Below are 12,865 nucleotides of genomic sequence, written 5' to 3' on the forward strand. Positions count from 1 at the left end.
ACCATGGCTTTGTTGCGTACTGTTCTGAGCGGGCTTTTAGTTGCCGCAACATTTTGCGTCGTAAGTGCGACATCGGCCTATGCTGATCCGATCCGCATTGAACATGAACGCGGAACGCTTGAACTGCCGGGGCCGGCAAAGCGCGTTGCCACCATCAATTGGGCCTTTACCGAAACCGTGATTGCACTTGGCCTTGATCCGGTGGCGGTCGCAGATCCGGTTGATTATGTCGAATGGGTCGAAGAACCGGCATTGCCCGATGAATTTGTCGATCTTGGGCAACGATCATCGCCCAATCTTGAAGCCCTGCGTGCGGCAAAGCCCGACCTGATCATTACCATTCCCGATATCGGGATCAATTATGAGAAACTGTCAGAAATTGCGCCGGTTTTGCAATTGCGGATGTTTGAAGAAAACCGTCCGGCATTCCAGGCCGCACGCGAAGTATTTGGCAAAATCGCCAAGGCCACCGGTCGCGAAGCCGAGGGTGCGGCCTATCTGGCCGATGTCGATGCGAAACTGGCCGAATATGGGGCGCGCACCCGTGCGGCCCTTGGCCCTGATCAGCAACTTAATATCATCTATTTCTTTGATGAAAGCACGATCGGCATGTTTGGCGACACCAGCCTGCCCGGTTCGGTGATGGCCGCAATGAATGTGCCGATGGCCTTTCACGGCGAAGTCAACAAATGGGGCTTTGCCCGTGGCGGTCTTGAACTGATTGCCCCTTATGCCAAGCAAAGTGTCGTCTATACCAACCCGGTGCCCGATGCCATTCTGGACAAGATGTTCGCATCCCCGATGTGGAAATTCATGGATTTCACGCGCAACAACCGCGTCTATGAACTTCCGGTTGTCTGGATGTATGGCGGGGTTCCGTCATCACTTCGCTTTGCGAAACTTCTGACCGAAAGCATCGAGAACGGCCCGCATCAATGACCAACACCCGTTCGAACATTCCGGCTGCTTTGCTGGTCGCGCTTGGTCTGTCCTGTATTGGTATCCTGATCGCTGATTTCTGGCCGTTCCTGCAAAAAGGACTGGCAACGCAGGTCATGTTCAGCCCCGATGAAACCGACTTTGACCAGATCCTGTTTCATTACAGCACCCTGCCCCGCCTTGTGATGGCGTTTCTGTGCGGGGCGGGTCTTGCTCTGGCCGGGGCGGCGATCCAGACTGTTCTGCGCAACCCGCTGGCATCGCCAACGACACTTGGCGTCGGGGCCGGCGTTGAATTTGCCCTGACCATTTTCCTGCTTGTCGCGCCGGCATCAATGGCCATCTTTCAGGAAGCCTTTGCCCTGGCAGGCGGGATGATTGCGCTTGGTGCGGTCTATCTGATTGCATCAAAACGCGGCAATGCGACGCTGTGGCTTATTCTGGCGGGCATGATTGTCAATCTGCTGTTGCAGTCCGCATCCCAGATCGTGTTGCTGTTTAACGAACAATATCTGCAATCGGTCTTCATGTGGGGGGCGGGTGATCTCGCCCAGAATGGCTGGGAAGCCACGCAATTTATCCTGCCGCGCGTGATCATTGGCATGATTGCGGTGCTGGCCCTGTCGCGGCCGCTTGATTTGCTGGCACTGGGCGATGACACCGCCAATTCGCTGGGGGCCAAGGTCACGGTGTTGCGGTTGCTGATCCTTGGTTTTGCGGTTTTCATCACCGCATCGGTGATTTCAGCTGCCGGTTTGATCGGTTTTGTCGGTCTTGCCGTGCCCGCCGCCCTGCGGATCGCAGGACTGACCCGGTCACGTGATCTTATGATCTATTCGGTGCTGACCGGCGGGTTTGTGCTGATGATCATTGATTTCATCGTGCGACAGTTTAACGGTCTTGGCGGGGATGTGTTGCCGACCGGGGCTGCGACCGCGCTGTTCGGGGCACCGTTCATCATCCTGATCCTGCGCAAGGCACGGATCATGCCCGGTACCCAAAGCGAAGACCAGCACAGCGATCAGGAAATCGTTTCCAAGCTGGGCCTGTCGATCATTCTGGGCATCACGCTTGTTCTGGGTATCGGTTTCTCGCTGTTCATTTCGCTCGATGGCAACGGCTTTGCGGTGCTTGGTCTTGATGGTGACAGTTACGACATTCTGCTGGGCCGTTCGGAACGTACCTTTGCCGCGATGATTTGCGGGGCCGCACTTGCGGTTTCGGGCACGCTTATTCAGCGGGTCGGGCGCAATCCGCTGGCAAGCCCGGAAATCACCGGGGTCAGTTCGGCCACCGCCCTTGCCATGATCATCGCACTTGCGATTTTCGGCTTCGCACAGCGTGCCGAACTGATGGTGATCGGGGCGGCAGGCGGCATTGTATCGTTGCTGGTGCTGCTTGTTCTGTGTCGCAAATTTACCCATGCGCCGCATTACATGTTGCTGAACGGTTTGGCGCTGACCGCCATTCTGGGGGCGATCGTGCGCATTGTGCTGACCCGAAGCGGCACCCAGACCACCATGCTGATGTCATGGCTGGCCGGGACGACCTATTTCACCAATATGAACGAGGTCATGATCGTTGCCGGGGTAACGGCGGTGTTGCTGATTGTTGCCATTGCCCTTCGCCGTCCGCTTGAACTGGCGTCCCTTGGCACCGATCAGTCGGTTTCGCTGGGGCTTGGCATTTCGGGGTTCCAGTTTGCCATGATGCTGCTGGCGGCAATCCTTGCGGCCAGTGCCACCCTGCTTGTCGGACCGCTGAGTTTTGTCGGGCTGATGGCCCCGCATCTGGCCCGCGTTGCCGGGTATCGGCTGGCGGGCGGGCATTTGCTGGGTGCGGTCCTGATCGGGGTCAATGTGATGATGGTGGCCGAATGGCTGGCCCGTAACCTGATTTATCCGGCACAGCTTCCGACCGGACTGATCGCGGCCCTGATCGGAACCAGCTATTTCATGATTCTGGCTGTGCGCAAACGATAATCACCGCGACATCACACGCATCGGAACGGGTAATATCAACCGGGTTCGGGAGGCCAGTTTTGCGCCAGTGCAAATGCCTGATCAAGGCTTGTCACATGTTTGACCGGGAATGGCAGCATGCGGGCAAAGTTGCTGTTTTCGACGTCATGGGCATCATCAACATGCAGATGCCCGTCGCCATGGTCATGGCCTTCATCGACGCGAATAAGGCCCTTGGCGAACATGCCAAGCCGGTCGCGATTTTCCTTGAACCAGGCAGCGGCCTGTTTGCGGGTTTCGTGATCCTGTTCGGTCATGCCCGCAACCCGCAGGATCAGGATCGCCGGGTCCTGACGCCGGGCAAGGTCGTGCAAGGCTGCCAGATAGGATTGCCCGTCCGCATCACTTTGCCGATCAACCATTTCAAACAGCACGATGTCGGCTGCGGGCTGGCTTGAACGAAACATCGCCGGTCTCCTTGTGCAAAGGGCCCGGCGGGTATCCCGCCAGGCCGTAAAGGTCAAATTTTGCCGTAACCGGTCGCGATCAGAATTCGCGCCGGAAACCGATGGTCACTGTGCGTCCGTGCCCGGCAACCGAATAGCCGCGAAGGGCCGATGCCGCCGGGTTTTCATAGCTGGCATCAAAGATGTTCTCGACCCCGAAGCGCGCCGTGCCGCCAAGCACCGGATAGTTGCCCATCAGATTGAAAACCAGACTGGATTTGACTTTCTTGTTGTCGATCTTGGTGCGTGGCGCAGTATAGGTGCCGTCAAAACGCATATTGAGATCGCCCCAGACATAGCTGTCGACATAGCCGGTAAAGCGGAACGGGGACGGGATGCGGTTATTGGGCAACCAGCTGTCAAGATCGCCATTCTTGTTACTGTCGTAACGACCTTCGACATAGGATGCCAAGGCCCCGACATAGGTATCTTCGGTCACATCATATTCACCGGTCAGTTCGGCACCGATGATGCGTTCCTTTTGCTGGCTAAGCGCATTGGTGGAGGCATCGAACGTATCGCCGCGTTCATTGGTGCTCATGTAAACGGCACCAGTCGTGCGGAAATCGGGCCCGTTATAGCGTGCCGCCAGTTCATAGGTCTTGACCTTGGATGCTTCGACATCAAGGGCGCTGAAATTCATCGGAACGCCGTTGAAACCGGCACGGCGGGTATAGGCACCCACATCGGGTACAGAGAAACCTTCGCTATAACTAAGTGACGTATCGATCCGGTCGGTCCAGTGCACCACCGCCGATGCGTTATAGGTCACCGCACTATAGGTTGTGTTGCCACCGGTATATTGCGCAGCGGCAAGGATCGCCTGACCGACACCGGCGTTATAGCGCATATAGTTCGGACGCAGGAAATCCTTGACCGTCAGATCATATTTTTCATAACGCACCCCGCCCGACAGATCGACAAACTGCGTAACCGGTGCGCTGAGTTGTGCAAAGACAGCCTTGCCATCCTGTTCCATCGGTGCGCCGATATCGCGGCCACTGATCGTGCGGTATTTGATGTCATCATGGGTCAGATCCCCACCCCAGGTCAGGGTCAGGCCGTCATAAACCGGATCAAGGCTGGTATCGGTCGAAAGCTTCACACCATATTTGACCGTATCAATTACCGACTGGCCCAGCGGGTCTTCGACAGCGCCACTATTGGCCAATGCGACCAGTGCCGGGTTGTAGCTGGCATGGTAATCGGCGCGTGCGGCCTGTTTGTAGCTGTCATTGTAAAACAGTTTAAGATCGCCCGTCCCGATCTTGCCGAAATCATATTCATATCCGCCGGTGAAATACTGGCTTTCATCTTCCAGCGGCTGGGCAAGATAGGGATTGTCATAATCCACTGAGACCGGATCGGTGGTCAGGTCGGGATAATATTCGATGTCCTGACGAAACCGGACGACTTCGGACGACAGAAACAGTCGATGACCCTCGGCAACGGTCAGCCCCGCCTTGCCAAACAGGTTGAGGTCTTCGGCATTGTCAAATCCGCCCTGCCCCAGCATCGCATCCGACGGCACCTGATTGCCATAACCGTCAAAGGCATCACCCGATTTCGATGCCGTGACACTTGCGGCAAGATCGACTGCACCGACACCCCCACTGCCCGACAATGTCAGCGACGGCGAGAAACTGTCATCAATATCGTCGGTATAGCTGGTGACATGCCCGTCAACGACAAAGCTGTTATTTCCGACTTCGCCGGTTTTGGTGATGATATTGATGGTCGCCCCGGTCGCGCCATCCCCGTTCAGCGCGTTCGACCCCGGAATGACTTCGATGCTTTCGACCTGGGCGATATCGATCATTGACAGGATACGGCTGGTATTTCGAAGCGGCGTGTTGCGCGATACCCCGTCAACCAGCACCTGGACATCACGCCCGCGGAAGGTTTCCGTGCTGGAAATCAGGCTTTGATCATCAAACATGAAACCCGGCACCGTGTTGCGGATGACATTTGTGATGTCGCTGCTTTTGGCCATCTGGGTTTCGATCTGATCCCGACCGATCACCACAACCGATGGCGACATGGATTTGATCGACCGGCGCGAACGGGTGGCACTGACCACCACTTCGGGCAGGACCGTGGCACCGCCATTTTCAAGCGCGCCCGAACTTGCCGGTGCGATACGCACACTGTCATCGGTGATGAATTCAAATTGATACCCGGTTCCGGTCAGCAGCAATTGCAAGGCATCACGCGCGTCAAGCGTTGCGGATACATCGCCGCTGCTCATACCCGAAAGATCACCCTGAACAATCAGTTGCAGACCAAACTGATCGGCCAGCTGATCAAGCGCGCCGCGCAGATCGCCCGCCGCAATCGTGATCTGTTGCGCTGTTGTTGTGCCTTCCTGTGCCGATGCCATCGGCACGGTTGCCATCATCAAGGTCGCGACAAGTGCCGTGGTTCCCCAAAGACGCGACATTCCAGAATTCTCAGCTTTCAAAGCTTACCCCCATCGTTCGAAGATAATAATGCAAATCACTATTACCCTCATGACGAACCGGGTTCCGATTTGAGGAGCACATTTTTTCTATTTTCTTGAAATTATTCTGAAACCGACGGGAAACGCCCGTTCTTCAAGACCGTAAGCTGCCAGCAAGGCATCATGTGCGCTGTGCGGTTTGCTGATATCAAAGCTGCCCGATACGGTGATATCGCCCAGACGCGGATCGCGAACAAATGTCAGATCCCCCATCAGCGGCGCAATCCGCGCCAGCAATTCATCAATCGGCATATCATCAACAATCCAGCGCCCGCCCCGCCATGGCGCAACACGTTCGGGGGCGACTTCGGCAAAATGAAGGTCCCCGTCAGCGTCCTGCCATGCCGCCCGCCCGGCCACCAGGCGTGCCAAGCGCATCTTGCGGTCTTCCAGATCGACCGTGCCTTCGGATACTTCGACCCGCGCATGCCCGCCCCATTTCGACGCGCTAAAGGCGGTGCCAACCGCAATCGCTGTGACCTGGTTAAGGTGAATGCGCAACGGACGTGATGCATCCTTTGCGACCTTGATGAAAATGCCGCCTTCCAGAACGGTAATATCGCGCAGGGCGTCACTGTAATTCAGGGCAACCCGGGTTCCGGGCTCCATCCAGATGCTCGATCCATCGGGCAAGTCATGCATCTGACCAACCACCGATGCGTCTGCTGCTGCGACCAGATCGGGATCGGGCTGAAAGGCCGAATAGCCAAACAGCACCACCAGCACCAGACAGGTCAGCACTGCCAGAACCGGGCGGAATGGCCGTTTGGCCGATCGCATGCCCGGCAACCGTCCACTGCCGCCTTCCAGCGCGCCCAACCGTTCAAGATCACGGCGCACACCGGCCAGATCGACCGTCTTCGGTTCATCAGCGCGGGTGTCGATGGAGGCACGGGTGTCACGGGTGGCGCTATCGGATAATGCCGCGCCGTCCTCGGCTGCGGCGATTTCCATGCTTTGCCAGATCTGGCAGGCCCGCACCAAGCGTTGCGGATTGCCCGGATCGGCATCCTGCCAGGCGCTGAAGGCGGCTTCCTCGGCCGGGGTCAAATCCGATTGATCAAGGCGGACCGCCCAGTAATCGGCAATGTCTTCATTGCTTTGGCAGTCTTCGGGATAGCGGAATTCTGTCATGGCAAAGTCGATACCCGGCTTCTGGCTGCGTGGTTTGTTATCTTGATGACGTTTAACGCAGTCATTTGAGGATGTTCAGTTTTCATGGCGCGCCAACACCTGTTTGCAATGTCTAAGCGCCTGACGCAAATGCTTTTCGACCATATTGCGACTGACGCCAAGCTGTTCGGCGGCCTCGGTCGGGCTCAGATGGTCACGCTTGCACAGCAAAAATACTTCGCGGCACCGGGGTGGCAACTCGTCAATCGCGGCCTTGACGATATCAAGACGCTGACGATCGGCACTGATCTGTTCAGGGGTGACCGATTGTGCCCCGGCCCCTTCCATGTCGCTGATTTCGGCCGGATCGGTGAATTCAAGCGGATTGCGTTTATGACGACGCAGCGCATCAATCGCCAGATTGGTCGCCATGCGCATCATATAGGCCGGCGGGTTGGCAATCTGGGCCGGATCGACATTGCGATGGCGCAGCTGCACATAAAGATCCTGCAATACGTCATGGCTTTCGTCGCGCGTCGGCAGGTATTTCTGAACCTGACGCAACAAACGATCATGATATTGCTGAAAGATGGAATCCCAAAAACGGTCATCGACCGCCATTTTTCCGCACCTGATTTCCGATAATGATAACCGTTATCATTTTCATCTTTGATTATCTTCGATCCGGCACGCCGTCAATGCCAAAAGCAAAAAGGCCCGCAATTGCGGACCTTTTGCCAAAAGGAAAATGATCGAAGATGACGCGAAATCAGTCTTCGAAATGGCCCTTGGCGGCAAAGCCGCCGCCCTGATAGATCACCGCCGGATCGTGGCGGTCTTCGGGGCCAAAGGCGGCTTCGATTTCCGCGCGGAACTGTTCGGAGCTGTCTTGCGGTTTCCAGCCAAGGAAATCGGCGTGATCGTTGCTCCACCATTTGGTTTTGTTGTCCGATACCCCGTACACTACCAGATGACCGGTCATCGGGGCATCAAAGATCGCCTTCATCAGCGACAGGAAATCACGCGGGCTGAGCCAGGTCGACAGCATGCGGCGATCGCGCGGCTTTTCAAAGCACGACCCGATACGAACCGATACCGTTTCGACATCGAACTTGTCGTAGTAATAGCTTGCCACGGCCTCGCCATAGCATTTGGTCACGCCATAGAGGCTATCGGGGCGCAGTTCGGATTTGTCATCAAGTTTGGTGGTGCGCTTGTGAAAACCGATTGCATGGTTGGAGCTGGCAAACATGATGCGCCCCACCCCGTTCTGACGCGCCCCTTCATACAGGTTATAGGTGCCTGCAAGGTTGGCCTGAAGCAGATCATCAAAGGCCGCCTCGATCGAAATTCCGCCCAGATGAATGATACCGTCGACATCCTTGGTCAGTTCGATCACGGCCGCACGGTCAGACAGGTCGCATTGCACGACTTCCTCGTTCGGGCCGGCCGGGTCCATCGGGGAAATATCGGACAGGCGAATGACATCGGCATAGCCCTTAAGCCCTTCGCGGCAGATTTTCCCAAGGTTGCCACCAGCACCGGTAATCAGCAAACGTTTCATCTTTATCCTCTTTGATATGCGTGTCTGTCCGCGATCAATTGGCGCCAAATACAAGATTGGGCAGCGTCATCGAAATCGCAGGAATATAGGTTGTCAGCAAAAGCGCGCTCAAGATCGCCAGATAGAATGGCCAGATCGACTGAACCGCCTTTTCGATTTTCACCCCGCCAATCGCGCACCCGACAAACAGGCACGACCCGACCGGCGGCGTACACAGGCCAAGGCCCAAATTCATCATCAGCACCATGCCGAACTGGATCGGATCCATGCCGAACTGAACCGCCAGCGGCAGGAAGATTGGCGTACAGATCAGGATCAATGCCGCCATGTCCATGATCATGCCGGCAATCAGCAACATGACATTGATCAGCAACAACACCATGATCGGATTGTCAGTAATCCCGGTAATCGCATCGGCCAGCGCATCGGGCACCTGATAGAAGGCCAGCATATAGCCATAGGCCGATGCACAGCCGACCAGCAACATGACAAGCGCGGTGGTTTTGGCCGATTGCTTGACCGCGGCAACAAACCCGGCCCAGCTGAGTTCGCGATAGACAAGCCCGGTAATGATCAGCGCATAGGCAACCCCGATTGCACCGGATTCCGTAACAGTGAACACGCCACTGAGAACCCCGCCAACAATGATCACGGCGGTAAAGAAGCCCGGAATGGCCCGCACCGCAGTCTGCCAGACCACCCGCCAGCCCGGGAACGGTTCAGCCGGATAGCCATGCTTGATCGCGACAAGCCAGGTGGCAAGACCAAGCAGCAGGCACATGATAATGCCCGGCACCACACCGGCCATAAACAATTTGGAAATCGAAATCCCCCCGCCCGCGGCCACTGCATACAGGATCATGTTGTGGCTTGGCGGGATCATGATGCCGGCAATCGATGAGGTCACGGTGACGTTGACCGCATAATCGGCGCGGTAACCTTCCTTTTTCATCACCGGGATCAGGATCGAACCAAGGGCGGATGTATCGGCAACGGCCGATCCGGAAATACCGCCAAACAGCATCGATGAAAATACGTTCACAATGCCAAGGCCGCCGCGTCGGCTTCCGACAAGGGCGGTTGCAAACTGCACCAGCCGTGACGCGATCCCGCCATGAAGCATCAGCTCGCCGGCAAAGATAAAGAACGGAATGGCCAGAAGCGAAAAGGCCGAAATACCCGACCCGATGCGCTGAAAGGCGATCAGGGTTGGCAGACCTTCGAAAAAGAAGGCCCCAAGGGCTGCGATGCCAAGTGCAATGGCAACGGGCATGCCAATCAGGATACCGATGGCAAATACGCCAAGAAGAATGGTCATGCCCATTTATTCAACGTCCTTGTTCAGCAAATCGTCGTGGTAAAAACGCGCATTGGAAATGGTTTTCCAGCGGGTAATGATCTTGAGGATGTGAAGAACGCTGAAAAATGCGATCCCCGCCCCGCACACCGCCATCGGCACCGAACGCCAGCCATCGGAAATATGGATGATCGGCATTTTCTTGGCCCAGTTGAACGCCACCAGATCCATACCGCCCATCAGCATCCAGTATCCGAACCACGCCATGGCCGCATAACTGATGGCGGCGACAATCGCGGCAATTTTCGGAGGCAACGCATCGCGAAAGAACGATACCGAAAGATGGCTGTTGTCGCGCATCCCGGCTGCCGCCACAGGAAAGGTAATCAGAACGATCAGGATCAGAGAGATCTGTTCAACCCAGGTCGGCGTTTCATTAAGAACATACCGTCCGAAAACCAGCCAGGCGAAACTGGGAATTAGCGCCACAAGCGCCAAACCGCCGATCAGGTTGAGAACCCCGGCTATCCCGCCGCCCAGACGGTCGATCAAATTGATAAAGCTGGAAAACATCTATGCGCCGCCAGAAATTGATTAATCCGTATCCAAGCCGGATATGAAAGTAGCACAGACAGAAAGAAGGGCGACGATATCATCGCCGCCCTTTCAATCATTCATATTTTATTTCTGCGCATCCTGGATGGCTTTGACCAGATCGGCCAGATCCGGGTTGGACTTCAGGAAGTTGTCATAGACCGGCTGCATTGCGTCCTGGAAAGCCTGCTTGTCGGCGATCTCGTTGACTTCGATGCCCGCAGCAATGACTTTTTCCTTGGATTTTTCAGCACGTGCGGCCCATGCGGCACGCTGTACTTCAACCGATGCATCAGCTGCTTCGTGGACGATTTTCTTTTCGTCATCCGACAGGCTGTCATAAAGCGCCTTGTTGATGCACAGGCATTCCGGAAGGATCAGGTGCTGGGTCACCGAATAGTATTTCGCCGCTTCGAAATGGCCCGAGCTGTCATAGGACGGATAGTTGTTTTCCGCACCGTCAATCACGCCGGTTTTCAGCGACTGGTAAACTTCGCCATAGGCCATCGGGGTGGCGTTGCCGCCAAGGGCTGCGACCATCTGAACATAGAGATCGTTGCTCATGACGCGGAACTTCAGACCCTTGAGATCGGCCGGGGTATTGATCGGGTGCTTGGTGTTATAGAAGGAACGCGCACCGGAATCATACCAGCCAAGCGGCTGAAGACCGGCCTTGATCAGGCCATCGGCGATCTGCTGACCGGCCGGGCCGTCCATGACCTTGTGCATGGCATCGACGTTTTTGAAGATGAAGGGCAGCGAAACAACGTTCGCCTCGGGAGCAACTTCACCAAGCGGGCCGAGGTTGAACACAGCCCAGTCCAGACCGCCAAGACGGACCTGCTGGATCGCATCAGGCTGATCGCCAAGAACACCACCATGATAAACCTTGGCTTCAAGTTCGCCGCCGGATTTTTCATTGATGATTTTGGCAAATTCTTCCATGCCGGTCGAAACCGGATATTCCGGCGGATGGATGTTCCAGCCGCGCCATTCTTTTGCCTGTGCGCCCGATGCCAGCGCCACCGACACAGCAGCCGCTGCAATCGTCAGTGTCGTGGTTTTGAGAAAGTTATTCATTTGGAGTCCTCCCGAGACATTTTGTCACTTGCGTTAAAGCCTTGTTTTCCCTGATGGGAACTTCTTATTGTCGTATAATCTTACAATTCCCAACTTGTAAGGACAACTGTAAGATTAGTTAACAACTAGTCTAATAGACCTTCCGGTCCAGTGCGCGCCCGATTTTTATTTTGGCGTCGCGAATAAGGATCCCGGCAGAACCACCTGCCGGGATATCTGGCAGGCCGTGAAAGGCACCGCCATGCCTAGGCCATACGCAACGCACCATCGCCATAGGCATTGCGGATGACCTCTGCCAACATGTCGTGTTCCTTGTCGGTCAAATCGGTCAGCGGACTGCGCACCGGACCGGTATCGCGACCGATCACGCGCATTCCCGCCTTGACGATGGAAACGGCGTATCCTTTGCCGCGATTGCGGATATCGAGATACGGATAGAAGAATTCCTTGAGCACCCGGTTCATGGTTTCGTCATCGTCACGGGTCAGCGCGTCATAGAAATCAAGTGCCTGTTGCGGCAGGAAATTGAAAATGGCCGATGAATAGGTGGTCACACCAGCCGCCTTGTAGGCCTTGGCAAAGACTTCTGCGGTCGGCATGCCGCCAATATAGGACAGGCGATCACCGATCAGCGTGCAAACCTTGGTCACCATTTCGATATTGCCGTGACCGTCCTTGAACCCGACCAGGTTCGGACAAACATCGCACAGCTTGGCCAGGGTTTCGGCGGTGATGATCGAATTGTCACGGTTATAGACAATCACACCGATCTCGACCGCATCACAGACAGCCTTGACCCGGGCAAACAGACCTTCCTGTTCGGCCCCGACCAGATATTGCGGCAACAAAAGCAGACCGTCCGCACCGGCGGCCTCGCATTCGCGGGCCAGTTCAACCGCCATGGCGGTGCCGTAACCGCACCCGGCAATGATCGGGGTGTCGCCGGCGACTTCCTTGGCCGCACGCACAGTCTGAACGACTTCGGCCGGGGTCAGGGAAAAGAATTCCCCGGTACCGCCTGCTGCAAACAATGCCGTTGCGGGATATTGCGACAGCCAGCCGACATGCGCGCGATACGCATCAAGGTCAAGCTTGCCCTCGGCATCAAAAGGCGTCACCGGGAATGACAGCAACCCGGCACCAATGGCCTTTTTCATCTCAAGATAATGCATCAAGCGTCCTTCAAGTCTTAAATAGGTCACAACAACTATGATGACTCTATAAATTCATCATATTATTTTGTCAAACATATTACATAACTCAACTCGAAGCCCATAAAAACTGCGGAACACAAGGGTTTTAGAGTTATAT

Annotated in this window: 11 protein-coding genes; 2 read left to right on the forward strand and 9 right to left on the reverse strand. The window is 55.8% G+C overall.

The features are described 5' to 3' along the window. The first annotated feature begins 3 nt into the window (after nucleotides 1-3). Both CU041_RS14025 and fhuB read left to right on the forward strand, forming a co-directional pair. Nucleotides 4-939, forward strand: coding sequence for an ABC transporter substrate-binding protein (locus tag CU041_RS14025; protein ID WP_101247400.1), 936 nt, complete (start codon nucleotides 4-6; stop codon nucleotides 937-939). Further along, nucleotides 936-2,921, forward strand: coding sequence for a Fe(3+)-hydroxamate ABC transporter permease FhuB (fhuB, locus tag CU041_RS14030; protein ID WP_101247401.1), 1,986 nt, complete (start codon nucleotides 936-938; stop codon nucleotides 2,919-2,921). Before CU041_RS14025 ends, fhuB begins: the two co-directional genes overlap by 4 nt. A 35-nt stretch (nucleotides 2,922-2,956) precedes the next feature. Here the strand turns inward: fhuB and CU041_RS14035 are convergent, their stop codons facing one another. The 9 genes from CU041_RS14035 to kdgD form a co-directional block, all read right to left on the reverse strand. Further along, complete coding sequence (locus CU041_RS14035) at nucleotides 2,957-3,367, reverse strand: hypothetical protein (RefSeq protein ID WP_068517942.1); 411 nt, start codon at nucleotides 3,365-3,367, stop codon at nucleotides 2,957-2,959. Nucleotides 3,368-3,446: 79 nt separating this feature from the next. After that, nucleotides 3,447-5,846 carry a TonB-dependent receptor gene (locus tag CU041_RS14040; protein WP_068517941.1) on the reverse strand — a complete coding sequence of 800 codons (2,400 nt, stop codon included), beginning with the start codon at nucleotides 5,844-5,846 and terminating at the stop codon, nucleotides 3,447-3,449. Between the two features lie 108 nt (nucleotides 5,847-5,954). After that, on the reverse strand, nucleotides 5,955-7,040 hold the full coding sequence (locus CU041_RS14045; RefSeq protein WP_101247402.1) for a FecR family protein: 1,086 nt from the start codon (nucleotides 7,038-7,040) through the stop codon (nucleotides 5,955-5,957). Nucleotides 7,041-7,115: 75 nt separating this feature from the next. Further along, nucleotides 7,116-7,640, reverse strand: coding sequence for an RNA polymerase sigma factor (locus CU041_RS14050; protein WP_068517939.1), 525 nt, complete (start codon nucleotides 7,638-7,640; stop codon nucleotides 7,116-7,118). Between the two features lie 148 nt (nucleotides 7,641-7,788). Further along, nucleotides 7,789-8,583, reverse strand: a complete 795-nt coding sequence (locus CU041_RS14055; RefSeq protein WP_068517938.1) for an NAD-dependent epimerase/dehydratase family protein — start codon at nucleotides 8,581-8,583, stop codon at nucleotides 7,789-7,791. Between the two features lie 34 nt (nucleotides 8,584-8,617). Further along, entirely contained in the window at nucleotides 8,618-9,907 is a 1,290-nt protein-coding gene (locus tag CU041_RS14060; protein WP_068517937.1) for a TRAP transporter large permease, read from the reverse strand. After that, entirely contained in the window at nucleotides 9,908-10,453 is a 546-nt protein-coding gene (locus CU041_RS14065) for a TRAP transporter small permease (RefSeq protein ID WP_101247403.1), read from the reverse strand. Nucleotides 10,454-10,561: 108 nt separating this feature from the next. Beyond that, nucleotides 10,562-11,554, reverse strand: a complete 993-nt coding sequence (locus CU041_RS14070; protein ID WP_068517935.1) for a TRAP transporter substrate-binding protein — start codon at nucleotides 11,552-11,554, stop codon at nucleotides 10,562-10,564. 245 nt (nucleotides 11,555-11,799) lie between these two features. Further along, the gene (gene kdgD, locus CU041_RS14075) at nucleotides 11,800-12,726 is read right to left on the reverse strand and encodes a 5-dehydro-4-deoxyglucarate dehydratase (RefSeq protein WP_068517934.1); all 927 of its coding nucleotides are present in this window, start codon (nucleotides 12,724-12,726) and stop codon (nucleotides 11,800-11,802) included. Between the last annotated feature and the right edge of the window lie 139 nt (nucleotides 12,727-12,865).

The organism is Thalassospira povalilytica, assembly GCF_002844235.1.
Taxonomy (GTDB): domain Bacteria; phylum Pseudomonadota; class Alphaproteobacteria; order Rhodospirillales; family Thalassospiraceae; genus Thalassospira; species Thalassospira povalilytica.